The organism is Burkholderia sp. E168m15 (assembly GCF_016586105.1).
In the GTDB taxonomy this organism is placed as follows: domain Bacteria; phylum Pseudomonadota; class Gammaproteobacteria; order Burkholderiales; family Burkholderiaceae; genus Burkholderia; species Burkholderia orbicola.
In genome coordinates, this window is record NZ_BCPO01000040.1 from 17157 (window position 1) to 41050 (window position 23894).

General features: G+C 65.2%; 16 protein-coding genes and 1 pseudogene. 9 read left to right on the top strand and 8 right to left on the bottom strand.

The window, feature by feature from the left end; translation table 11 throughout:
* Positions 1-26 precede the first annotated feature (26 nt).
* The 3 genes from infB to truB all read left to right on the top strand — a co-directional run bounded on the left by infB (position 27) and on the right by truB (position 4401).
* Positions 27-2942, top strand: a complete 2916-nt coding sequence (gene infB, locus JMF86_RS07100; RefSeq protein WP_006476165.1) for a translation initiation factor IF-2 — start codon at positions 27-29, stop codon at positions 2940-2942.
* Between the two features lie 114 nt (positions 2943-3056).
* A complete protein-coding gene (gene rbfA, locus JMF86_RS07105; RefSeq protein WP_011545262.1) occupies positions 3057-3455 on the top strand; it encodes a 30S ribosome-binding factor RbfA in 399 nt (132 codons plus the stop codon).
* Positions 3456-3468: 13 nt separating this feature from the next.
* Positions 3469-4401, top strand: a complete 933-nt coding sequence (gene truB, locus JMF86_RS07110; RefSeq protein ID WP_201316862.1) for a tRNA pseudouridine(55) synthase TruB — start codon at positions 3469-3471, stop codon at positions 4399-4401.
* A 96-nt stretch (positions 4402-4497) separates the two neighbouring features.
* Here truB and JMF86_RS07115 read toward each other — a convergent pair whose 3' ends face one another.
* From JMF86_RS07115 to JMF86_RS07130, 4 genes are all read right to left on the bottom strand, one after another.
* Positions 4498-6057, bottom strand: coding sequence for a DHA2 family efflux MFS transporter permease subunit (locus JMF86_RS07115; RefSeq protein ID WP_012328384.1), 1560 nt, complete (start codon positions 6055-6057; stop codon positions 4498-4500).
* A 28-nt stretch (positions 6058-6085) separates the two neighbouring features.
* A complete protein-coding gene (locus tag JMF86_RS07120) occupies positions 6086-7300 on the bottom strand; it encodes an HlyD family secretion protein (RefSeq protein WP_006476162.1) in 1215 nt (404 codons plus the stop codon).
* 52 nt (positions 7301-7352) lie between these two features.
* Positions 7353-8849, bottom strand: coding sequence for an efflux transporter outer membrane subunit (locus JMF86_RS07125; RefSeq protein ID WP_201316863.1), 1497 nt, complete (start codon positions 8847-8849; stop codon positions 7353-7355).
* Between the two features lie 87 nt (positions 8850-8936).
* Complete coding sequence (locus JMF86_RS07130) at positions 8937-9428, bottom strand: MarR family winged helix-turn-helix transcriptional regulator (protein WP_011545265.1); 492 nt, start codon at positions 9426-9428, stop codon at positions 8937-8939.
* Positions 9429-9758: 330 nt separating this feature from the next.
* Between JMF86_RS07130 and typA the strand changes: the two genes are divergently transcribed.
* The 6 genes from typA to JMF86_RS07160 all read left to right on the top strand — a co-directional run bounded on the left by typA (position 9759) and on the right by JMF86_RS07160 (position 19456).
* Positions 9759-11585 (top strand): translational GTPase TypA, encoded by a 1827-nt coding sequence (gene typA, locus JMF86_RS07135; protein ID WP_006476159.1) that lies wholly within the window; start codon positions 9759-9761, stop codon positions 11583-11585.
* Positions 11586-11902: 317 nt separating this feature from the next.
* Positions 11903-14767 (top strand): 2-oxoglutarate dehydrogenase E1 component, encoded by a 2865-nt coding sequence (locus JMF86_RS07140; RefSeq protein ID WP_006476158.1) that lies wholly within the window; start codon positions 11903-11905, stop codon positions 14765-14767.
* A 136-nt stretch (positions 14768-14903) separates the two neighbouring features.
* On the top strand, positions 14904-16187 hold the full coding sequence (odhB, locus tag JMF86_RS07145) for a 2-oxoglutarate dehydrogenase complex dihydrolipoyllysine-residue succinyltransferase (protein ID WP_105797797.1): 1284 nt from the start codon (positions 14904-14906) through the stop codon (positions 16185-16187).
* 81 nt (positions 16188-16268) lie between these two features.
* Positions 16269-17699 (top strand): dihydrolipoyl dehydrogenase, encoded by a 1431-nt coding sequence (gene lpdA / locus JMF86_RS07150; RefSeq protein ID WP_006476156.1) that lies wholly within the window; start codon positions 16269-16271, stop codon positions 17697-17699.
* A 100-nt stretch (positions 17700-17799) separates the two neighbouring features.
* On the top strand, positions 17800-18897 hold the full coding sequence (zapE, locus tag JMF86_RS07155; protein WP_006476155.1) for a cell division protein ZapE: 1098 nt from the start codon (positions 17800-17802) through the stop codon (positions 18895-18897).
* A 148-nt stretch (positions 18898-19045) separates the two neighbouring features.
* Entirely contained in the window at positions 19046-19456 is a 411-nt protein-coding gene (locus JMF86_RS07160) for a transposase (RefSeq protein ID WP_006476154.1), read from the top strand.
* Between the two features lie 99 nt (positions 19457-19555).
* On the opposite strand, the gene JMF86_RS07165 is transcribed toward JMF86_RS07160, so the two are convergent.
* The 4 genes and pseudogenes from JMF86_RS07165 to JMF86_RS07180 form a co-directional block, all read right to left on the bottom strand.
* Positions 19556-20017 (bottom strand): DUF2147 domain-containing protein, encoded by a 462-nt coding sequence (locus tag JMF86_RS07165; RefSeq protein WP_011545269.1) that lies wholly within the window; start codon positions 20015-20017, stop codon positions 19556-19558.
* A gap of 174 nt (positions 20018-20191) precedes the next feature.
* Positions 20192-21877 (bottom strand): ShlB/FhaC/HecB family hemolysin secretion/activation protein, encoded by a 1686-nt coding sequence (locus JMF86_RS07170; protein ID WP_201316864.1) that lies wholly within the window; start codon positions 21875-21877, stop codon positions 20192-20194.
* 144 nt (positions 21878-22021) lie between these two features.
* Positions 22022-23446 (bottom strand): collagen-like triple helix repeat-containing protein, encoded by a 1425-nt coding sequence (locus JMF86_RS07175; protein WP_201316865.1) that lies wholly within the window; start codon positions 23444-23446, stop codon positions 22022-22024.
* A 40-nt stretch (positions 23447-23486) separates the two neighbouring features.
* A pseudogene (locus tag JMF86_RS07180) lies at positions 23487-23894 on the bottom strand (collagen-like triple helix repeat-containing lipoprotein); the annotation flags it as partial.

Consider the following 23894-nt stretch of genomic DNA (forward strand, 5'->3'; position numbering starts at 1 on the left):
ATCGGTCCTTGCACTAAGAGGAATGAATGGCGAGTAACAACGTAGCCCAATTTGCCGCGGAACTGAAAATGCCTGCTGGTGTGCTGCTCGAACAGCTGCAGGCAGCGGGCGTCCAGAAAGCGAGTGAAGACGATGCGCTGTCCGAAACGGACAAGGCGCGTCTGCTCGATCATTTGCGCAAGTCGCACGGCGCAACTGACGGCGACAAGCGCAAGATCACGCTGACCCGCAAGCATACGTCGGAGATCAAGCAATCTGACGCGACGGGCAAGGCTCGCACCATTCAGGTCGAGGTTCGCAAGAAGCGTACGTTCGTCAAGCGCGACGACGTGGCCGAAGGTGCGGATCAGGGTCAGGCGCAGGTCGCCGAAGCGGACGACGATGCAGAACTGAAGCGTCGCGAGGAAGAGGCGCGCCGCGAGGCCGAGCTGCTCGAGAAGCAGGCGCAGGAGCTGCGCGAGCGTCAGGAACGCCTCGAACGCGAGGAAGCCGAACGTCGCGCCCGCGAGGAAGCGGCCGAGGCCGAGCGCCGTCGCGCCGAGGAAGAAGCGGCGACGAAGCGTGCCGCGGCGGAAGCCGCCGCAGCCCAGCAGCAGGCGGCAGCGCAGCAGGCTGCTGCCGAGCAGGAATCGACGCCGACGCAGTCCGCGCAGGACGAAGCACGCGCAGCCGCCGAACGCGCGGCCCAGCGCGAAGCGGCGAAGAAGGCCGAGGACGCTGCCCGTGAGGCAGCCGACAAGGCGCGCGCCGAGCAGGAAGAGATCAGCAAGCGTCGCGCGGCGGCGGAAGCCGAAGCCCGCGCGATCCGCGAAATGATGAACACGCCGCGCAAGGCCGTGGTCAAGGCAGTCGAGCCGCCGAAGCCGGTCGAACCGCCGAAGCCGGCCGAAGCGAAGGGCACGCTGCACAAGCCGGCGAAGCCGGAAGGTGCGCAGGCGCGTCCGGCCGTGAAGAAGCCGGCTGGCGCGGCGGCTCCGGCCACCACGCAGGCGCCGGCAGGCGCGGGCGACCGCAACAAGAAGCCGGGCGCAGGCAAGGGCGGCTGGCAGGACGACGCGGCGAAGCGTCGCGGCATCAAGACGCGCGGCGACTCGAGCGGCGGCGTCGACCGCGGCTGGCGCGGCGGCCCGAAGGGTCGCGGCCGTCACCAGGACAGCTCGACGTTCCAGGCGCCGACCGAGCCGATCGTCCGTGAAGTACACGTGCCGGAAACCGTGTCGGTTGCCGATCTCGCGCACAAGATGTCGATCAAGGCCTCGGAAGTCATCAAGGTGATGATGAAGATGGGCCAGATGGTCACGATCAACCAGGTGCTGGACCAGGAAACGGCGATGATCATCGTCGAGGAACTGGGCCACCGCGCGGTTGCCGCGAAGCTGGACGATCCGGAAGCGCTGCTCGTCGAAGGCGAATCCGGTACCGATGCGGAGCAGCTGCCGCGTCCGCCGGTCGTCACGGTGATGGGTCACGTCGACCACGGCAAGACCTCGCTGCTCGACCACATCCGCCGCGCGAAGGTTGCCGCGGGCGAAGCGGGCGGCATTACGCAGCACATCGGCGCTTATCACGTCGACACGCCGCGTGGCGTCATCACGTTCCTCGATACGCCGGGTCACGAAGCGTTCACGGCAATGCGTGCACGCGGCGCGAAGGCGACCGACATCGTGGTGCTGGTGGTGGCGGCCGATGACGGCGTGATGCCGCAGACGAAGGAAGCGATCGCCCACGCGAAGGCGGGTGGCGTGCCGATCGTCGTCGCGATCAACAAGATCGACAAGCCGGAAGCGAACCCGGATCGCGTCAAGCAGGAACTGGTCGCGGAAGGCGTCGTGCCGGAAGAATACGGTGGCGATTCGCCGTTCGTGCCGGTGTCGGCCAAGACGGGCGCAGGTATCGACGATCTGCTCGAGAACGTGCTGCTGCAGGCTGAAGTGCTGGAACTGAAGGCACCGGTCGAGGCGCCGGCCAAGGGTATCGTGATCGAAGCGAAGCTCGACAAGGGTAAAGGCCCGGTCGCGACGATCCTGGTGCAGTCCGGTACGCTGAACCGCGGCGATATCGTGCTGGCCGGTACGGCCTACGGTCGCGTCCGTGCGATGCTCGACGAGAACGGCAAGCCGACGAAGGAAGCCGGCCCGTCGATTCCGGTCGAGATCCAGGGTCTGTCGGAAGTGCCGGGCGCGGGCGAGGAAGTGATCGTGCTGCCGGACGAGCGCAAGGCGCGTGAAATCGCGCTGTTCCGTCAGGGCAAGTTCCGCGACGTGAAGCTCGCGAAGCAGCAGGCCGCGAAGCTGGAAAGCATGCTGGAGCAGATGGGCGAAGGCGAAGTGCAGAACCTGCCGCTCATCATCAAGGCAGACGTGCAGGGTTCGCAGGAAGCGCTCGTGCAGTCGCTGCTCAAGCTGTCGACCGACGAAGTGCGCGTGCAGATCGTGCACAGCGCGGTCGGTGGCATCAGCGAAAACGACGTCAACCTCGCGACGGCATCGAAGGCGGTCATCATCGGCTTCAACACGCGTGCGGACGCACAGGCACGCAAGCTGGCCGAGGCGAACGGCATCGATATCCGCTACTACAACATCATCTACGACGCAGTGGACGAGGTGAAGGCGGCGATGTCGGGCATGCTGGCGCCGGAGAAGCGTGAAGTCATCACCGGCATGGTCGAGGTGCGCCAGGTCTTCAAGGTACCGAAGATCGGCACGGTCGCCGGCTGTATGGTCACCGACGGTATCGTCAAGCGCTCGTCGTCGGTTCGCGTGCTGCGCAACAACGTCGTGATCTTCACGGGCGAACTCGAATCGCTGAAGCGCTTCAAGGACGACGTGAAGGAAGTCAAGCAAGGCTTCGAGTGCGGTATGTCGGTGAAGAACTTCAACGACGTCACCGAAGGCGACCAGTTCGAAGTATTCGAAGTGACCGAAGTCGCACGTACGCTGTAATCGTCGCGTATCGGCTCTTGGGCGGGGCAGGCTTGGGCCTGTCCCGCCCATTTTCATGGTGGCGTGCCGACAATGGCCGCCGCTTCATCCTGATAAACGGATCACGGATCGATCATGTCCAGGAAACGTACTTCCCCCAATCGCAACGTTCAGATCGCCGACCAGATTCAGCGCGATCTGTCCGAACTCATCATGCGCGAGGTCAAAGATCCGCGCATCGGCATCGTGACCATCCAGAGCGTGGAACTGACGCCGGACTATGCGCACGCGAAGGTCTACTTCACGGCGCTCACCGGCGATCCGGAGAAGACGCAGGAGGCGCTGAACCATGCGTCGGGTCACCTGCACAACCTGCTGTTCAAGCGCTTGCACATTCATACGGTGCCGACGCTGCATTTCCACTACGACCAGACGATCGAGAAGGCGGTCGAAATGTCGCGCCTGATCAAGGAAGCGAACTCGACGCGCGCGAAGGACGACGACGAGGCCGACACGCCTGCCAAGGACGATTGAGTTCGACCGCCCTATGACGAATGCAGCATCCCCACGTCCGCGCGTGCCCCGGCGCGTGCTGGACGGCGTTCTCCTGCTCGACAAGCCGATCGGCCTGTCGAGCAACGATGCGCTGATTCGCGCAAAGCGCCTGCTTCTCGCGAAGAAAGCCGGTCACACCGGCACGCTCGATCCACTGGCTTCGGGCCTGCTGCCGCTGTGCTTCGGCGAGGCGACGAAGTTCTCGCAGGACTTGCTCGACGCCGACAAGACGTATGAAGCGACGATGCGTCTCGGCCAGCGTACGGCCACCGGCGACGCGGAAGGCGAGGTGATCGACACGCGGCCCGTCGAATGCGATCGCGCGGCGGTGGAGGCCGCGCTCGTGCGCTTCACCGGCGACATCGTGCAGGTACCGCCGATGTATTCGGCGCTCAAACGCGACGGCAAGCCGCTGTACGAATATGCGCGGGCCGGCCAGACCGTCGAGCGGGAAGGTCGCAACGTGACGATTCATGCGCTCGATCTGCTCGCCTGCGAGCTGCCCGACGTGACGTTTCGCGTGACCTGCAGCAAGGGCACGTACGTGCGTACGCTCGCGGAAGATATCGGTGAAGCGCTCGGCTGCGGTGCGCATCTGACGATGCTGCGCCGCACGGGCGTCGGCGCGCTGACGCTCGAGCATGCGGTGACGCTCGATGCGCTGTCGGACGCTGCCGAGGCGGCGCGCGATGCATGGCTTCAGCCGATCGATGCGTTGCTGTCGACGTTTCCGCTGGTGCGTCTCGACGAAGCCAGCGCGAAGCGGTTCCTGCACGGCCAGCGTCTGCCGCTGTCGGCGCTCGAGCCGATCGTCGCGGCCGATGGCGAGCGCGTGCGCGTGTACGACGCCACCCGGTTGCTCGGCGTGGCGCGCAAGGCGAATGGCGTGCTCGCCCCGGAACGGCTCGTCGTGACGGCTCAATGACGCAGCAGCGCACGCAAGTGCGCGCGGCAGAATGCAAAAAGCCCGGTCGATTTCGACCGGGCTTTTTGTTTGGTGCGCTGCCTTGAACCTGGCCGCTCAGTGCGCTGCCGACGCCGCCGCGCCGGCATCGCCGCCGCCCGCGCGTTCCGGCTTGGTGATCCAGATCAGCGCGATCAGCAGCACGAAGATCACCGCCGAGATATAGAACAGATCGTTCACGCCGAGTTGCGCGGCCTGTTGCGTGGCCATGTTGTTGATGAGCCCGTGTGCCTGGCTCTGCGACAGCCCGAGGTTGCCCATCTGGGTGACGGCCTGGTTGAACGTCGGGTTGTACGGGTTCGCCTGCTCGACCAGTTGCGCGTGATGGAAGTTGTTGCGGTGGTCCCACGCGGTCTGGAAGATCGACGTGCCGATGCCGCCGCACATGATCCGCACGAAGTTCGACAGGCCGGACGCCGCAGGAATGCGGTGGCCGGGCAGGCCGGACAGCGTGATCGACACGAGCGGGATGAAGAAGCCCGCCATCGCGATGCCCTGCACGAGCGTCGGCAGCGTCAGCGACCATTCGTCGACACCCGTCGTGTAGCGCGAACGCATCCAGAAGCACAGCGCAAATGTCAGGAATGACGCCGTCGAGATGAAGCGCGGATCGGTGCGAGGCAGATACTTCCCGGTGAGCGGCGACAGCAGGATGGCGAACAGCCCGACCGGCGCCATCACGAGGCCGGCGTCGGTCGCGGTGTAGCCGATCTGCGTCTGCAGCCACAGCGGCAACAGCACGAGGTTGCCGAAGTACAAGCCGTACCCGATCGACAGCGCAACCGTGCCGCCGGTGAAGTTCCGGATGCGGAACAGCGACAGGTCGACGACCGGGTGCTCGGCGGTCAGCTCCCAGATCACGAAGAACGCGAATGCGATGACGGCGGTCAGCGCGAGCACGACGATGGTCGTCGACGCGAACCAGTCGAGATCCTTGCCCTTGTCGAGCATGATCTGCAGCGAGCCGACCCAGACGACCAGCAGCGCGAGGCCCACGCCGTCGATCGGCGCGCGGCGCACGGCCGACTCCCGGTTGCGATAGATCATCCACGTCGCGGCGGCGGCGGCGATGCCGACCGGGATGTTGACGTAGAAGATCCACGGCCACGAGTAGTTGTCCGAGATCCAGCCGCCGAGAATCGGGCCCGCGACCGGCGCGATCAGCGTCGTCATCGCCCATAGCGCGAGCGCCATCGGTGCTTTCGCGCGCGGATAGCTCGACAGCAGGAGCGCTTGCGACAGCGGAATCATCGGGCCGGCGACCGCGCCCTGCAGCACGCGCGAGCCGAGCAGGAACGGCAGGTTCGGCGACAGCCCGCACATCCACGACGAGATGACGAACAGGATGATCGACGCGAGGAACAGGCGCACCTGCCCGAAACGGTCGGTCAGCCAGCCGGTCAGCGGCACCGAGATGGCGTTCGCGACCGCGAACGACGTGATGACCCACGTGCCCTGGTCGGACGACACGCCGAGGTCGCCCGAGATGGTCGGGATCGCGACGTTCGCGATGGACGTGTCGAGCACGTTCATGAACACCGCGAGCGACACCGCGATCGTCCCGAGTACGAGTTGCCCGCCCTGCAAGGGCGGGTAGGAGGCAGGAGCCTGTGCCATGTCGGTTGTCTTTCCGGAGTCGGAACGGTTACATCATTTTCGCGGCGGTGTTCTGCTTCGCCGCGACCGGCGCCGATGCGTTGCCGCCCGCGTTCTCGGCGATGATGCGCGCGATTTCGGCGTCGGCCTCGTCGCCGTATTTCGCGAACACGTTGGTCTCGTAGACGGTGTTCGGCGCGTTGACGAGCTGGTCGCCGCGTTCGTCCTTGATGTCCACGTCGACCTGCATCGACAGGCCGATACGCAGCGGATGCTTGTCGAGATCCTTCGGATCGAGCTCGATCCGCACCGGCAGGCGCTGCACGACCTTGATCCAGTTGCCGGTCGCATTCTGCGCCGGCAGCAGCGAGAACGCCGAGCCCGTGCCGGCCGAGAAGCCGACGACCTTGCCGTGGTACGTGACCGACGAACCATAGATGTCGGCCGTCAGCTCGACCGGCTGGCCGATGCGCATGTGCTTCAGCTGGACTTCCTTGAAGTTCGCGTCGACCCACACGGCATTGAGCGGCACCACCGACATCAGCGGGTTGCCGGGCGACACGCGCTGGCCGACCTGCACCGAGCGCTTCGCGACGTAGCCGGTGACCGGCGCCGGCAGCACGTTACGCGCGTTCGCGAGGTACGCGTCGCGCACCTTCGCGGCGGCGGCCATCACGTTCGGGTGCGATGCGATCGTCGTGTTCGCGGTCAATGCGCGATTCGATGCGAGCTGTTGCTGCGCGGCGTCGACCGATGCCTGCGCGGCCTTCACCGCGTCGCGGGCGTGCGAGATTTCTTCCTGCGACACGGCGCCCGTCTGCGCGACGGCCAGGCGGCGGCGCAGATCGTCCTGGGCCTTCGACAGGTCGGACTGGCGCAGCGCGACTTGCGCGCGGTACTGGTCGTCGTTGACGAACAGGCCACGCACCTGGCGCACCGTCTGCGCGAGGTTGGCTTCCGCCTGCTGCAGCGCGACCTGCGAATCGGCGGGGTCGAGCACGACGAGCGGATCGCCGGCCTTGACCGTTTGCGTGTCGTCCGCCTTCACGGCGATCACGGTGCCGGTGACCTGCGGCGTGATCTGCACGACGTTGCCGTTCACGTAGGCATCGTCGGTGTCTTCATGGAAGCGGGCGACGAGGAAGTAGTACAGGCCGTATGCGATGGCCGCGATCACGATGACCGCGACGAGCAGCGTCATCATTCGTTTGCGCTTGCCGTTGTTCTGCGGCTGCGCGCTGGCGGCGTTTTGTTGGTCGCTCATGGCGATTTTCTCCGTCCGTTATTTCGAGTGTCTGCGTAGTGGTGGCGCCGGCTCAATTGGCGGCCTGTTTGGTCGGCGTGGCGGCATCGGGCGCGGCGAGCGGCGTGCCGGTTGCGTCGAACCCGCCGCCGAGCGCCTTGATCAGCGCGAGCTGCATGTCGCGGCGACGCATCTTCAGGTTGGTCACCGTCTGCTCCGATGCGAGGCGGTTGCTGTCCGCCGTCAGCACCTGCAGTTGCGGCGACAGGCCGGCCTTGTAGCGGATGACCGCGAGATCGTACGCGCGCGTCGATGCGTCGAGCGCACGTTGGGCGTCGCCCATCTGCCGATCGATCGCGCGGATCGACGCGACCTGCGTCGCGACGTCGTTCAGCGCGCCGATCAGCGTCTGGTTGTAGTTCGCGACCGACAGGTCGAAGTCGGCGTAACGGCCCTTGAGCTGAGCGCGCAGCGCGCCGGCATCGAAGATCGGCAGGTGGATCGCCGGGCCGAACTGCGCCTGGCGGCTCGCGAAGTTCAGGAATTTGCCCCAGCCGAACGCATCGAAGCCGAAGCCGGCCGCGAGGTTCACGTCGGGGTAGAACTCGGCCTTCGCTTCCTTCACGTCGTGCATCGCGGCTTCGACCTGCCAGCGCGCGGCGACGATGTCGGGGCGGCGCGACACGAGATCGGCCGGCAGGTTGCCGGGCAGCGTGACGTCGCCGCTCGGGTTCAGCACGGGCGCCGCGATCTGCAGCCCGCGATCCGGGCCTTTGCCGAGCAGCGCGGCGAGCTGGTAGCGCACCGTCGTGATCTGCCCGTCGAGGTCCGACAGCGAAGCCTGGGTTGTCGCGATGTTGCCGCGGGCCGTCTGGCGCTCGACGTTGGTGTCGAGGCCGGCCGATACGCGGCCGTCGGTGATCTTGCCGACCGTCTCGCGGTTGGTGATCTCGCGCTGCGCGATGTCGCGCAGCGCATAGAGCTGCGCGAGCGAGTTATAGGTGCGCGCGACCGACGACGCGAGCGTGATGCGCGCCTGTTGCATGTCGGCTTCGGCGGCTTTTTCCTGCGATACGGCCGTGTGCAGGCGTTCGCGGTTCTTGCCCCACAGATCGAGTTCCCACGAGGCGCTCGCGAGCACATTGTTCTCGCTGTACCACTGGCCGCCGTACGGGGGCGGGAACAGTGCGTTCGACGAATACAGCTCGCGCGTCCACGAATAGCTGGCTTCGGCCTTCGGCATCAGGTTCGAGCGGGACGATTCGATGTACGACGAGGCTTTCGCGATGCGCGCCTGGGCCTGCGCGATCGACGGGTTGCCCTGCAGCGCTTCGTCGATCAGCTTCGGCAGTTGCGGATCGCCGAACTGGTTAGCCCAGTCGAGCGCCGGCCACTGGCCGCCCTGGGCCGGCAGGCTCTGGGCGGATTCGAATTGCGACGCGGGGGCGATCTGCTTGTCGCTCTTGATGCCGATGTAATTCGCGCAGCCCGCCAGCGCCAGCGCGGCGACCGCGGCGGCGACGGCGGCACGGCACGACCCGGCGCGCACGGACAACGGGGAGGTTTTCATCGCGCTAACCCCTGACTCGGAATGAATGATGGACACTGCAAGGATTTCCTTACATTAATCTGTCAAAAGTAATTGTTATGGCAACTATTACGTGATGCTACCGCCGGTCGTCTCGCAATAGTTGCTGAGAATGCGGCGCAGCATGCTCTTCAGGAACCCGACTTCTTCCGGCGTAAACCCGTCCAGCACCTGGTCGAGCACGCTGCGGAAAATGGGCGGCAGCCGTTCGGCCAGCGCGCGGCCTTCGTCGGTGAGCTCGAGCCGCACGACGCGCCGATCCTCGACGCTCCGCACGCGTGACAGCAGGCCGCGTTTCTCGACCCGGTCGAGCAGGCGCGTGACCGCGCTTGCGTCGATGCCGTATTCGCGTGCGAGTTCGGCGGCCGTCGAGCACTTGCCGACCGCGATCATGAACAGCATGCTCGCCTGCGTGCCCGTGATGCCGAGCTCTTCCTGCGTGCGCTGCGTGACGAGATTGGTCATCACCGACTTCACGCGCGACATCAGATAACCGACGCTGTCGTTCATCTGATACGTAGACAGCGGCGAAACGGGCGGTGGGGTAGGAGAATCCGACATAAAACCCTGAAGCTGCAATAGTTGACTAGGCAGCAGTATAGGCACAATTGCTTGCCGCGGCAAATGTTAATCGAACCGCGAAACGCGCGCTCCGTCCGGCGAGAATCCCTTGTCCAGATAAGGTTTTTCGGCGCGCCGGTCGTGATGCAGAAGAGGCTCGGCCGGGTCGGGAGCGGAGGGCGGGGCGGCCCGTTTTGTTGCGTTGCAACGTGTAGGCCAGCTCTCGCCACTCGCACGTGCTATAATTTGAGGCTCACCAAGCTGCAACGGCGCGCGCCCGTGAAAAACGAGCGCGCGCGTTTGCGCGTTCAAACGGATTTCCAGGTTTCTATGACCCGCGCCCTTCGCAATATCGCCATCATCGCCCACGTCGACCACGGCAAGACCACGCTCGTCGACCAACTGCTCCGCCAGTCCGGCACCTTCCGCGACAACCAGCAGATTGCGGAGCGGGTGATGGATTCGAACGACATCGAAAAAGAGCGCGGGATCACGATTCTCGCGAAGAACTGCGCGGTCGAATACGAAGGCACGCACGTCAACATCGTCGACACCCCGGGGCACGCGGACTTCGGCGGCGAAGTCGAGCGCGTGCTGTCGATGGTCGACTCGGTGCTGCTGCTCGTCGACGCGGTCGAGGGCCCGATGCCGCAGACGCGCTTCGTCACGAAGAAGGCGCTCGCGCTCGGCCTGAAGCCGATCGTCGTCGTCAACAAGATCGACCGCCCGGGCGCGCGGATCGACTGGGTGATCAACCAGACCTTCGACCTGTTCGACAAGCTCGGCGCGACCGAAGAGCAGCTCGACTTCCCGATCGTCTACGCGTCGGGCCTGAACGGCTACGCATCGCTCGACCCGGCCGCGCGTGAAGGCGACATGCGTCCGCTGTTCGAGGCGATCCTCGAGCACGTGCCGGTTCGCCCGGCCGATCCGGAAGCGCCGCTGCAGCTCCAGATCACGTCGCTCGACTATTCGACGTACGTCGGCCGGATCGGCGTCGGCCGCATCACGCGCGGCCGCATCAAGCCGGGCCAGCCGGTCGTGATGCGCTTTGGCCCGGAAGGCGACGTGCTGAACCGCAAGATCAACCAGGTGCTGTCGTTCAAGGGTCTGGAGCGCGTGCAGGTCGAATCGGCGGAAGCGGGCGACATCGTGCTGATCAACGGTATTGAAGACGTCGGCATCGGCGCGACGATCTGCGCGGTCGACACGCCGGAAGCGCTGCCGATGATCACCGTCGACGAACCGACGCTGACGATGAACTTCCTCGTCAACTCGTCGCCGCTCGCCGGCCGCGAAGGCAAGTTCGTGACGAGCCGCCAGATCCGCGACCGTCTGATGAAGGAACTGAACCACAACGTCGCGCTGCGCGTGAAGGATACCGGCGACGAAACCGTGTTCGAAGTGTCGGGCCGCGGCGAACTGCACCTGACGATTCTCGTCGAGAACATGCGTCGCGAAGGCTACGAGCTCGCCGTGTCGCGTCCGCGCGTGGTGATGCAGGAAATCGACGGCGTGCGTCACGAGCCGTACGAGCTGCTGACGGTCGACGTCGAGGACGAACACCAGGGCGGCGTGATGGAAGAGCTCGGCCGCCGCAAGGGCGAAATGCTCGACATGGCGTCGGACGGCCGCGGCCGCACGCGCCTGGAGTACAAGATCTCGGCACGTGGCCTGATCGGCTTCCAGAGCGAATTCCTGACGCTCACGCGCGGCACGGGCCTGATGAGCCACATCTTCGACTCGTACGCACCGGTCAAGGACGGCTCGGTCTTCGAGCGCCGCAACGGCGTGCTGATCTCGCAGGACGACGGCGCGGCGGTTGCCTACGCCCTGTGGAAGCTGCAGGATCGCGGCCGCATGTTCGTGAAGCCGGGCGACGCGCTGTATGAGGGCATGATCATCGGCATCCACAGCCGCGACAACGACCTCGTCGTGAACCCGATCAAGGGCAAGCAGCTGACCAACGTGCGCGCGTCGGGCACCGACGAAGCCGTGCGTCTCGTGCCGCCGGTCCAGATGTCGCTGGAATACGCGGTGGAATTCATCGACGACGACGAGCTCGTCGAAGTGACGCCGCAGTCGATCCGTCTGCGCAAGCGCTTCCTGAAGGAGCACGAGCGTCGCCGCGCGAGCCGCGAAGGCGCGGTCGACTAAGCATCGATCGTTCCCGAGTACGACGAAAAAGGCTGCCTTCGGGCAGCCTTTTTTGCATCTGCGCGTCGTGCAACCGGATTGCCTGCAAAACACTGTTCCCGCAGGTCGCCGCAATCCGGCAAAACCCCGCCGCGCGGCGCTTTCGGGCACATTTCGCCGTGAACTCCGGTATCGGTTCTGTGATATGCTGCGCGCACGCAAGTTTTAGGTCCTTCCAAGCAAGACTTGATTCGCAATCCGCTAAACGGTCAGGCCGTGTCGCGGAAGGTTGAGTAACCCGCTATTTCTCGAGAAGCTCGAAGAAAGGTGAGCGTAAAATGTCAGATGTAATGAAGCAGTTTCAGCTGAACTCCTATCTGTTCGGCGGCAATGCTTCGTACGTTGAAGAACTGTACGATGCATACCTCAACAATCCGGCATCGGTGCCGGAGAACTGGCGCGAGTATTTCGACGCGTTGCAGAACGTGCCTGCAACCGACGGCTCGAATGCCAATGACGTCGCTCACTTCCCGATCGTCGAATCGTTCGCCGAGCGTGCGAAGGCCAATGCCTTCATCCCCCGCGAAAGCACCAGCAATCTCGCGACCGCACGCAAGCAGGTGCACGTCCAGTCGCTGATCAGCGCCTACCGCTTCCTCGGCTCGCAATGGGCCAACCTCGATCCGCTGAAGCGTCGCGAACGTCCCGCCATTCCCGAACTCGAACCGGCTTTCTACGACTTCTCCGAAGGCGACCTCGACCAGACGTACAGCGCAAGCAACCTGTACTTCGGTTTCGACCAGGCTTCGCTGCGTGACATCGTCAAGGGTCTGCGCGACACGTATTGCGGCACGATCGGCGCCGAGTACATGTACATCAGCGACCCGGAACAGAAGCGCTGGTGGCAGGAGCGCCTGGAATCGACCCGCGCGACGCCGTCGTTCTCGATCGAGAAGAAGAAGCACATCCTGAACCGCCTGACGGCCGCCGAAGGCCTCGAGCGCTACCTGCACACCAAGTACGTCGGCCAGAAGCGCTTCTCGCTCGAAGGCGGCGAAAGCTTCATCGCCGCGATGGACGAAGTCGTCCAGCACGCAGGCAAGAGCGGCGTGCAGGAAATCATCATCGGCATGGCCCACCGCGGCCGTCTGAACGTGCTGGTCAACACGCTGGGCAAGATGCCGGCCGACCTGTTCGCCGAATTCGAAGGCAAGCACGTCGACGACCTGCCGGCCGGTGACGTGAAGTACCACAAGGGCTTCTCGTCGGACGTGTCGACGGAAGGCGGCCCGGTCCACCTGTCGCTCGCGTTCAACCCGTCGCACCTCGAAATCGTCAACCCGGTGGTCGAAGGTTCCGCGAAGGCGCGGATGGACCGTCGCGGCGACGAAGACGGCCTGCAAGTGCTGCCGGTGCAGATCCACGGCGACGCGGCCTTCGCTGGCCAGGGCGTCGTGATGGAAACGCTGAACCTCGCGCAGACGCGCGGTTACGGCACGCACGGCACGCTGCACATCGTCATCAACAACCAGATCGGCTTCACGACGTCCGACCCGCGCGACGCGCGCTCGACGCTGTACTGTACCGACGTCGTCAAGATGATCGAGGCGCCGGTGCTGCACGTGAACGGCGACGATCCGGAAGCCGTCGTGCTCGCGATCCAGATCGCGATCGACTACCGGATGCAGTTCCACAAGGATGTCGTGATCGACATCGTCTGCTTCCGCAAGCTGGGTCACAACGAGCAGGACACGCCGGCGGTCACGCAGCCGCTGATGTACAAGAAGATCGCGCAGCACCCGGGCACCCGTGCGCTGTACGCCGAGAAGCTCGTGCAGCAGGGCGTGATCACCGCGGAAGACGCCGACAACTACGTGAAGGCGTACCGCAAGGCGATGGACGACGGCCACCACACCGTCGATCCGGTCCTGTCGAACTACAAGAGCAAGTACGCGGTTGACTGGGTTCCGTTCCTGAACCGCAAGTGGACGGACGCAGCCGATACGGCCGTGCCGCTCGCCGAACTGAAGCGCCTGGGCGAACGCATCACGACGGTCCCGGAAAACTTCAAGGTTCACCCGCTCGTCGAGCGCGTGATCAACGACCGCCGCAACATGGCGCGCGGCGACCAGCCGCTCGACTGGGGCATGGGCGAACACCTCGCATTCGCGTCGCTCGTCGCTTCGGGCTACTCGGTGCGCCTGACGGGCCAGGACTCGGGCCGCGGCACGTTCACGCACCGTCACGCGGTGCTGCACGACCAGAACCGCGAGCGCTGGAACGACGGCACGTACGTGCCGCTGCAGAACATCGCCGACGGTCAGGCGAAGTTCACGGTGATCGACTCGGTGCTGTCGGAAGAAGCGGTGCTGGGCTTCGAATACGGTTATTCGACCGCCGAGCCGAACACGCTCGTGCTGTGGGAAGCGCAGTTCGGCGACTTCGTCAACGGCGCACAGGTCGTGATCGACCAGTTCATCTCGTCGGGCGAAGTGAAGTGGGGCCGCGTGTCGGGTCTCACGATGCTGCTGCCGCACGGCTACGAAGGCCAGGGTCCGGAACACTCGTCCACGCGTATCGAGCGTTTCCTGCAACTGTGTGCCGACCACAACATGCAGGTCGTCCAGCCGACGACGCCGGCGCAGATTTTCCACCTGCTGCGTCGCCAGATGATCCGCCTGTTCCGCAAGCCGCTGATCGTCGCCACGCCGAAGTCGCTGCTGCGTCACAAGGAAGCGGTGTCGGACCTGTCGGAACTCGCGAAGGGCTCGTTCCAGCCGGTGCTGGGCGAAACCGACGGCGGCATCGACGCGAAGAAGGTCAAGCGCGTGCTGGCATGCTCGGGCCGCGTGTATTACGACCTCGTCGCGCATCGCCGCGAAGCGAAGGCGAACGACGTCGCGATCATCCGTATCGAGCAGCTGTATCCGTTCGCGCACAAGCAGTTCGAAGCCGAAATGAAGAAGTACGAGAACGCGACTGAAGTGGTCTGGGTGCAGGACGAGCCGCAGAACCAGGGTCCCTGGTTCTACGTCGAGCACCACCTGAAGGAAGGCATGAAGGAAGGGCAGAAGCTGGCATACAGCGGCCGTCCGGCTTCGGCCTCGCCGGCGGTCGGCTACTACGCGAAGCACTACGAGCAGCAGAAGGCCCTGATCGAAGGGGCATTCGGCCGCCTGAAGAGCGCATCGATCGCGAAATAACCGACGTCAAGCGAAACGGGAAGGCGTGCGGCGCTTTCCCGTTCCTTTTGGCCCGCCGGGCGCGTCGCGCGCCGCACCGGCCGAAGGAATCGCACGAACCTCGTCATACCCCAGATTAAGCATCCAGGAAAATCACATGGCTATCGTAGAAGTCAAAGTCCCCCAGTTGTCGGAGTCGGTGTCGGAAGCCACCATGCTGCAGTGGAAGAAGAAGCCGGGCGAAGCAGTCGCGCAGGACGAAATCCTGATCGAACTCGAGACCGACAAGGTCGTCCTCGAAGTGCCGGCACCGGCAGCGGGCGTGCTCGCGCAAGTGCTGCAGAACGACGGTGACACGGTCGTGGCCGACCAGATCATCGCGACGATCGACACCGAAGCGAAGGCAGGTGCCGCCGAAGCCGCGGCAGGCGCCGCCGAAGTCAAGCCGGCAGCCGCGCCCGCTGCAGCCGCCGCCGCACCGGCCGCTCAGCCGGCAGCCGCAACGGCATCGAGCTCGGCCGCCGCATCGCCGGCCGCAGCGAAGCTGCTGGCCGAGAAGGGCCTGTCGACGGGCGACGTCGCAGGTTCGGGCCGCGACGGCCGCGTCACGAAGGGCGACGCGCTGGCAGCAGGCAGCGCACCGAAGGCTGCTCCGGCCGCCGCACCGGCGAAGACCGCCGCCGCGAAGCCGGCGCTGCCGGAAGTGAAGGTGCCGGCGTCGGCAGCGACCTGGCTGAACGACCGTCCGGAACAGCGCGTGCCGATGTCGCGCCTGCGTGCGCGTATCGCCGAGCGTCTGCTCGAATCGCAGCAGACCAACGCGATCCTGACGACGTTCAACGAAGTGAACATGGCTCCGGTCATGGAACTGCGCAACAAGTACAAGGACAAGTTCGAGAAGGAACACGGCGTGAAGCTCGGCTTCATGTCGTTCTTCGTGAAGGCGGCCGTCCATGCGCTGAAGAAGTTCCCGCTCGTGAACGCGTCGATCGACGGTAACGACATCGTCTACCACGGCTACTTCGACATCGGTATCGCGGTCGGTTCGCCGCGCGGCCTGGTCGTGCCGATCCTGCGCAACGCGGATCAACTGAGCCTCGCCGAGATCGAGAAGAAGATCGCCGAATTCGGCCAGAAGGCGAAGGACGGCAAGCTGTCGATCGAGGAAATGACGGGCGGTACGTTCTCGATCTCGAACGGCGGCGTGTTCGGCTCGATGCTGTCGACCCCGATCATCAACCCGCCGCAATCGGCCATCCTCGGCGTGCACGCGACGAAGGAGCGCCCGGTCGTCGAGAACGGCCAGATCGTGATCCGCCCGATCAACTACCTCGCGCTGTCGTACGACCACCGCATCATCGACGGCCGCGAAGCCGTGCTGTCGCTCGTCGCGATGAAGGATGCGCTGGAAGATCCGGCACGCCTGCTGCTCGACCTGTAAGCCGAGTCTCACCGCATCGACCCGTTCCGCAGGTTCGCGCCCACGTGCGAACCTGCGGGCGTACAAGTAGAAAGGATTGTCATGTCCAAGGAATTTGACGTCGTCGTGATCGGCGCCGGCCCCGGCGGCTACATCGCCGCGATTCGCGCCGCGCAGCTCGGCAAGACCGTTGCCTGTATCGAGAAGTGGAAGAACCCGGCCGGCGCGCTGAAGCTCGGCGGCACCTGCCTGAACGTCGGTTGCATCCCGTCGAAGGCGCTGCTCGCGTCGTCGGAAGAGTTCGAGAACACGTCGCACCACCTGGCCGACCACGGCATCACGGTCGACGGCGTGAAGATCGACGTCGCGAAGATGCTCGGCCGCAAGGATGCGATCGTCGAGAAGATGACGAGCGGGATCGAGTTCCTGTTCAAGAAGAACAAGATCACCTGGCTGAAGGGCCATGGCAAGTTCACCGGCAAGACCGATGCCGGCGTGCAGATCGAAGTGAGCGGCGAGGGTGAAGCCGAAGTCGTCACCGCGAAGAACGTGATCATCGCGACGGGTTCGAAGGCGCGTCACCTGCCGAACATCCCGGTCGACAACAAGATCGTGTCGGACAACGAAGGTGCACTGACGTTCGACTCGGTGCCGAAGAAGCTCGCCGTGATCGGCGCGGGCGTGATCGGCCTCGAGCTCGGCTCGGTGTGGCGTCGCCTCGGTGCCGACGTGACGGTGCTCGAAGCGCTGCCGGCGTTCCTCGGCGCAGCCGACGAAGCGCTCGCGAAGGAAGCGGCCAAGCTGTTCAAGAAGCAGGGCCTCGACATCCATCTCGGCGTGAAGATCGGTGACGTGAAGACGACCGCCGACGGCGTGTCGATCGCCTACACGGACAAGGACGGCAACGCGCAGACGCTCGATGCCGACCGCCTGATCGTGTCGGTCGGCCGCGTGCCGAACACCGACAACCTCGGCCTCGAGGCGATCGGCCTGAAGGCGAACGAGCGCGGCTTCATCGACGTGGACGACCATTGCCGCACGGCGGTGCCGAACGTGTACGCGATCGGCGACGTGGTGCGCGGCCCGATGCTCGCGCACAAGGCGGAAGACGAAGGCGTGCTGGTCGCGGAAGTGATCGACGGCCAGAAGCCGCACATCGACTACAACTGCATTCCGTGGGTGATCTACACGTACCCGGAAATCGCATGGGTCGGCAAGACGGAGCAGCAGCTGAAGGCGGAAGGCCGCGAGATCAAGACGGGCAAGTTCCCGTTCTCGATCAACGGCCGCGCGCTCGGCATGAACGCGCCGGACGGCTTCGTGAAGATGATCGCGGATGCGAAGACCGACGAGCTGCTCGGCGTGCACGTGATCGCCGCGAACGCGTCGGACCTGATCGCGGAAGCCGTGGTCGCGATGGAATTCAAGGCGGCGTCGGAAGACATCGCCCGCATCTGCCATCCGCACCCGTCGATGTCGGAAGTGATGCGCGAAGCGGCGCTCGCGGTCGACAAGCGCTCGCTGAACAGCTGAGCGCGGTATAGCGCCGGCCGGCCATCGGCTGGCGCAACCGTCTCATGACGAAGGCGGGCGGGTTTTTCCCGCTCGCCTTTGTTTTTTCCGGTTTGCCCCGATGAACGTCACCGAATACTACACGCGCGAACTGACCACGCGCGGCTATCAGTCCGATCCCGCCCAGCGCGCGGCCGTCGATCGCCTGCAGCGCTGCTTCGACGAATGGGTCGACTACAAGGCGCGTCGCTCGAACGCGTTCAAGAAGCTCATCAATCACCCGGACCTGCCGCGCGGCGTCTACATGTGGGGCGGTGTCGGTCGCGGCAAGAGCTTCCTGATGGACAGCTTCTACGCGGTGGTGCCCGTGCAGCGCAAGACGCGCCTGCATTTCCACGAATTCATGCGTGAAGTGCACCGCGAACTCGAGGAACTGAAAGGGCAGGCCGATCCGCTCGACGAACTCGCGCGACGCATCGCGAAGCGTTACCGGCTGATCTGTTTCGACGAGTTCCACGTGTCGGACATCGCCGACGCGATGATCCTGTACCGCCTGCTCGATCGTCTGTTCAACAACGGCGTGCAGTTCGTGATGACGTCGAATTACGATCCCGACGATCTGTATCCGGACGGCCTGCATCGCGACCGCATGCTGCCGGCGATCGCGCTGATCAAGGACAAGCTCGACGTGCTCAACGTCGATGCGGGGGTCGATTATCGCCAGCGCACGCTCGCGCAGGTGAAGATGTATCACACGCCGCTCGGCGCGGATGCCGATCGCGAACTGCGCCATGCATTCGGCAAGCTCGCGGCCGTGCCCGACGAGAGCCCGATCCTGCATATCGAGAAGCGCGAACTGAAGGCGCTGCGCAAGGCGGACGGCGTCGTGTGGTTCGATTTCGCGACGCTGTGCGGCGGCCCGCGTTCGCAGAACGACTACCTCGAACTGGCGAGCCGCTTCCATGCGATCGTGCTGTCCGAGGTGCCGCAGATGTCGCCGCGGATGGCGTCCGAAGCGCGCCGCTTCACGTGGCTCATCGACGTGCTGTACGACCACAAGGTCAAGCTGCTGATGTCCGCGGCGGTGCCGGCCGAGGAACTGTACGTCGAAGGCCCGATGGCCAACGAATTCGCGCGTACGGTCTCGCGCATCGTCGAGATGCAGTCGAAGGAGTATCTCGAAACACCGCGCCGCATCGTCGATACGTCGTTGACCTGAGTGGATGCGGGCTCGGGTAATTGGCGGGATTTAAACGTCAATTTCGGTTAAATTAAGTCGATCTGCGGGTATTTTCGGATTTGTCTTATATTCATCGTTGAGGTGAGCCGATATTGTGGTGTCATGGTTATTAAGGCTGGAGATGTCCATGACACCGTATCGCGATTTGACCGACCACGAATGGCGCTGCGTCGCGCCGCTTCTGCCCGAAATGCAGCCGCGCACCGAGTTGCGCGGCCGGCCGTTAGCCAATACGCGGGCCGTGCTGAACGGGGTGCTCTGGGTGATCTACAGCGGCGCAACCTGGTCGGCCATGCCGCGCCGTTACCCGTCGTATCAAACATGCCATCGCCGCTTCAAGGTGTGGCACGAAACGGGCACGCTGATGAATGTGATGCGTGAGCTTTATGGCGAAGCCGGTATGAATCTGTGCAATGAACTCTCCGCGCGGATGCGCAAGCACACGCAATCGAAAGCGGCGGAGGCGCGTAGCAACGCAGCACCCGCGTATCGTGCACCAGGCAGCTATGCATCGGGTGCAATGAAGCACGCAGCGTGATTCCATCGCTTTTCGTTGTGCGCGCACCAAAAGAAATCGGCCTGACGACGTTGTCGCAGGCCGATTTTTATTGAGCCGCGCGTTTTGGCGCGTGGTGCGTTATTGCTGGCGAACCCAGGTCTGTGAGCGACCGAGCAGCGACACGCCGATGTAGCCGCGCACCACGAGCTTCTGGCCACCATCTTCAAGCGTCATCTTGCACTTGTAGACCTTGCCGTTCTCCGGGTCGAGAATGTTGCCGCCGTCCCAGTGGTCGCCGTCCTTCTTCATCGCCTTGATGATCGTCATGCCCTTGATGAGCTGATCCTTGCGCTCGTCCGTGCACGCGGTGCAGCGGCGATCGGGCGTATCGTTCGCGCCGAGGCCCTTGACGACCTTGCCGGTCAGCGCGCCGTCGCCGTCCTCGGCGATCTGCACGAGTGCCTTCGGTTGATGGGTGTTGTCGTCGATCGTTTGCCACATGCCGATGGGGCTGTCGGCTTGCGCGAAGGTGGGTGCTGCGCACGCGAGCAGGGCGCCGGCAATGGCGATTGCACGCAACGGGCGGGTCAGTTGAATCATTGTCATCCTCCTTGTTTTGCATGTCTGTTCGATTCGCCCGCACGCCCGTCTGCATGGGGCGGGCATGTTGCGAGCTTCGCCAGAATACGTGAAACCGTGCGCCACGTTTGATAGAGGGGACTCTAATCGAAACAGCCCGCGTGATGCGGGCTGTTTCGAGGCTTTGGTGACCGATCAGTTGAGCTGATAGGAGAACGCGGCGTTGATGCGTGGGCTGCGTGACGCGCTTTCGACCGGTGCGTCGCCCACCGGTTTGGCGACGTTCAGGTCGAGACTGTAGTAGCGGCTGTCCGTGAGCCGCACGCCGATGCCGACCGACGACATGCGGTTCGGTGACGGCGTGCCCGAGTGCAGATACACGCGCGCCATGTCGTATGCGATGTACGGCGTGATCGATTTCAGATACGTCCAGCCCGGCGTGAAACCGCGGTTGACTTCCAGCGACATCCCCCAGCCCGAGTCGCCCGACGTTTCGCCCGGCTGGTAGCCGAGCGCGTAACGGGTCGAGCCGAACGAGATCTGTTCGGACGTCGGCAGCGAGTCGGGACTGTATTGCCCGGTCAGCGAAACCGACGTGCCGATCCGGAACGGCCATTCGTTCGTCTGCGTGAAAGTCGCGCCGGTGCGAACGAAGGTCAGCGAGATCGGGCTATCCACCGAGGTCGTCGTCGTACCGACGGTAATGTCCTGCGCTTTCGACGCGCCGAGGATATTGAACCCCTTCGCGACGTTGACGCTCAGCTTCTGTACCTGTTTCGGCTGGACGCTCGTGTAGTCGAGCTGCATCTGCAGCACGCGAACCTGCGAACGCGTATCGAGGCTCGCACCGTTGATCTGGTTCTGGTAGCGGTCCTCGTTGTGCGACGCATAGCCCGACACGGTGCCGAGCAGGCTGCGCTGATTGTTCAACAGGATCGGATAGGAGGCCGAAAGACCGAGTTTTTCGTTCTTGACCGTCCGCTCGACGTACGACGGCAACCCCGGGTTGTCGGTCGGCTTGCCGCGATATGTGCTGGCATCGAGTCGCGTGATCAGGCCGCTGCTGCCTACGGGCAGGGCGCCGCTGAACGCGAAGTAGGTTTGCTTGTCGCGTCCCGGCGGCGCGAGCGCCGAGATGCTCAGTTGCTCGCCGAATCGCGTCAGGCCGTTTTCGGTCGCGGTGATGAGGCCCTGGACGCCCGGGTGGTTGAAGTCGATCCCCGTGCTGACGTTGAACGGCTTGCGGTCGACCGCGAGCTCGAGCGTCGTCGCGCCGTCGGTGGTTTGCGGCGGCGGGACGTTCGCCTTCACCGTGAGGCCGGGCAGCAGGCCGAACGTGTTCACGTAGTGCTCGAACGTCGCGCGGCGCAGCGGTCGGTCGGCCGTGATGTGCGCGGCAATCGCGCGAATCTTCGGTTCCATCGCGCCGGGTTTGCCGGTGACCTTGACCTCCGACACATAGCCTTCGACCACCGTGATACGCACGACACCGTCCTCGAACGTCTGCGCGGGAACGAACGCGAACGACAGCGCGTAGCCGCGCTCCTGGTACAGCTTCGTCACGCCGTTGGCGGTTTCGATCAGCTCGCCGATCGTGATGTCCTTGCCGACGAGCGGCGTGAAGCGGCGCGTGATTTCCTCGAACGGTACCGACTTCACACCTTCGACCTGGAACGTCTTCGGCGTCAGGTGCCGCGACAGCAGCTCCTGCAATTGCGGCGCCTGCGGCGCGACCTGAACGGTGACGTTCGGGCCCGTCTTCGGTGCGTTGATCTGGGGAAGGGAGTCGAGCGGGTTACCGCCGACGCGCGTTTGTGCCTGTGCCGTGCCTGCCGCCGCGATGGCGAGCAGCATCATCCATCTGTCGAGTCTGGATTTCATTGTTCTTCCTCGTAGGCCTTGCTTTTCGTCTTCTTTGTAATACCGGCGCGCGACACCTGGATGTCGCGCGCCGCGTGCCGCCATGCCGGTTGTGCTTGTACGGCCGCGCCATTCGCTCCGGCTGCAATGACGCGACCGTCCTCCTTACTTGCCAACGCTACCCAGCGTACCCAGCAACCCCGTGACCGGTGCCAGCAGGCCCGTCGAACCGCTGCTCGACGATGCCGTACCCGACACGCTGCCGACCAGCGACGTGACGGGTGCGAGCGGGCTCGAGCCCCCGGACCCCGCTGCACCGCCAACCGCTCCGGTGACAGTATTCAGCAAACCGGTGACGGGCGCGAGAGGGTTTGCACTGCCTGCGCCACCTGTTGCGCCGCCGAGCGTGCCCGTCACCGTCGACACGAGATTCGTGACTGGTGCCAGCGGACCGCTGCTACCGCCTGCCGCGCCACCCAGTGCGCCGGTCACCGTGGAGACGAGGCCGGTCACCGGCGCGAGCGGGCCGCTGCCCGAGCCGCCCGTTGCGCTGCCAAGGGCGCCCGTGAGCGAACCGAGCGGCGTCGAGCCGAGACCCGACAGCAGGCCGCCGAGCGGGTTCGTCGAACCGGAACCCGACGACGAGCCGTTCTGGACGGTTGCCGTCGAACCGCCGACGAGGCTCGTGATCAGGCCGGGGATCGGTGCCGCGCCATTCGGGCCGTTCGGGTTGACGAGCCCGCCCGCGTTGGTCACGGTGTTGCCGACCGCGGTCACGAGCTGGCCGACGTCGCCGACGAGCGGCTGGCTCGACGTGCCGCCGACCTGCTTGCCGGCCGAGCTGATGGCGCCGCCGATCTGGCCGAGCAGGCCCGAGACGGGTTGGCCGAGGCCGGTCGTCGTGCCGACCTGCTGCGTGACCTGGCCGGCGGTGATCACGAGCGGCGTGATCGCCGAGCTGATCGGTTGCGTGACCTGCTGCACGGCGCCCGACGACAACGTCGAGCCGATCGTCGTGCCGGCGGCCGTCAGGCCGTTGGCGACCGTGTCGAGCACGGTGCCGACCGGCGTCGTGACCGGCGCGAGCGGTGCCAGCGGGCCCGTGCCCAGCGCCTTGACCGTCGAGCTCAGGCCGGAGACCGTGTTGCTGGTTGCGCCGACGACGTTGCCGAGACCGGCAACCGTGGTGCCCACCGGGTCCTTCGTCGAGCCGATCTGTCCCAGCCCGTTGCTCACCGCATCGGCTGCCGCACCGACGATCGTGCCGGTGCTGGACAGCGTGCTGCCGACGCCCTTCGTCACGCCGTCGCCGAGGCCCGGCAGGCTGATGTTGCCGACCGTGCTGCCGAGGTCGGTGGCCGTCTGGCCGACCGTGCTGATGACACCCTTGGTGCCGGTCGACGAGCCGCTGGTACCGCTCGTGCCGGACGTGCCGCTCGTGCTCGGGTTGTTGTTGTCGTTGCTGCTGGTCGGCGGCGAGCTGACGCCGCCGCCGCCGCAGGCGGCCAGCAGGCACGCCGCGGCGAAGGCGGTGAGGGGCGCGCGCCACTGGCGCAGGGCGACCGTCGGGATGGAACGTTGCTGGGACATGATGGACTCCTCGCTGTCTTTTCGATGAATGGATGTCGGATTACTTGCCGTGCGTGCCGCCGAGCAGGCCGCCGATCAACGACGTGACGGGCGCAAGCGGATTCGACGCCGCGCCCGAGTTCGTGACGGCACCCGTGCCGCCGCTCAGTGCCGGTACGCCGACCGTGCTCGTCACCGTGGAGACGGCGTTCGTCACCGGGGCGAGCGGGCTGCTGCCGCCTGCGCCACCCGTTGCGCCGCCGAGGGCGCCCGTGACTGCGCCGAGGAGACCGGTGACCGGGGCGAGCGGGCCCCCGCTGGTACCGCCCGTTGCGCCGCCGAGCGCGCCGGTGACCGTGGAGACGAGGCCCGTGACCGGAGCGAGCGGGCCGCTGCTGCCGCCTGCTACGCCACCGAGTGCGCCGGTGACCGTCGAGACCGAGACCGGTGACCGGAGCGAGCGGGCCGC

Excerpts from the sequence above, each read along its gene's own strand:
- infB (WP_006476165.1), top strand. The coding sequence starts at position 27 with ATGGCGAGTAACAACGTAGCCCAATTTGCCGCGGAACTGAAAATGCCT.
- rbfA (WP_011545262.1), top strand. The coding sequence starts at position 3,057 with ATGTCCAGGAAACGTACTTCCCCCAATCGCAACGTTCAGATCGCCGAC.
- truB (WP_201316862.1), top strand. The coding sequence starts at position 3,469 with ATGACGAATGCAGCATCCCCACGTCCGCGCGTGCCCCGGCGCGTGCTG.
- JMF86_RS07115 (WP_012328384.1), bottom strand. The coding sequence starts at position 6,057 with ATGGCACAGGCTCCTGCCTCCTACCCGCCCTTGCAGGGCGGGCAACTC.
- JMF86_RS07120 (WP_006476162.1), bottom strand. The coding sequence starts at position 7,300 with ATGAGCGACCAACAAAACGCCGCCAGCGCGCAGCCGCAGAACAACGGC.
- JMF86_RS07125 (WP_201316863.1), bottom strand. The coding sequence starts at position 8,849 with ATGAAAACCTCCCCGTTGTCCGTGCGCGCCGGGTCGTGCCGTGCCGCC.
- JMF86_RS07130 (WP_011545265.1), bottom strand. The coding sequence starts at position 9,428 with ATGTCGGATTCTCCTACCCCACCGCCCGTTTCGCCGCTGTCTACGTAT.
- typA (WP_006476159.1), top strand. The coding sequence starts at position 9,759 with ATGACCCGCGCCCTTCGCAATATCGCCATCATCGCCCACGTCGACCAC.
- JMF86_RS07140 (WP_006476158.1), top strand. The coding sequence starts at position 11,903 with ATGTCAGATGTAATGAAGCAGTTTCAGCTGAACTCCTATCTGTTCGGC.
- odhB (WP_105797797.1), top strand. The coding sequence starts at position 14,904 with ATGGCTATCGTAGAAGTCAAAGTCCCCCAGTTGTCGGAGTCGGTGTCG.
- lpdA (WP_006476156.1), top strand. The coding sequence starts at position 16,269 with ATGTCCAAGGAATTTGACGTCGTCGTGATCGGCGCCGGCCCCGGCGGC.
- zapE (WP_006476155.1), top strand. The coding sequence starts at position 17,800 with ATGAACGTCACCGAATACTACACGCGCGAACTGACCACGCGCGGCTAT.
- JMF86_RS07160 (WP_006476154.1), top strand. The coding sequence starts at position 19,046 with ATGACACCGTATCGCGATTTGACCGACCACGAATGGCGCTGCGTCGCG.
- JMF86_RS07165 (WP_011545269.1), bottom strand. The coding sequence starts at position 20,017 with ATGATTCAACTGACCCGCCCGTTGCGTGCAATCGCCATTGCCGGCGCC.
- JMF86_RS07170 (WP_201316864.1), bottom strand. The coding sequence starts at position 21,877 with ATGAAATCCAGACTCGACAGATGGATGATGCTGCTCGCCATCGCGGCG.
- JMF86_RS07175 (WP_201316865.1), bottom strand. The coding sequence starts at position 23,446 with ATGTCCCAGCAACGTTCCATCCCGACGGTCGCCCTGCGCCAGTGGCGC.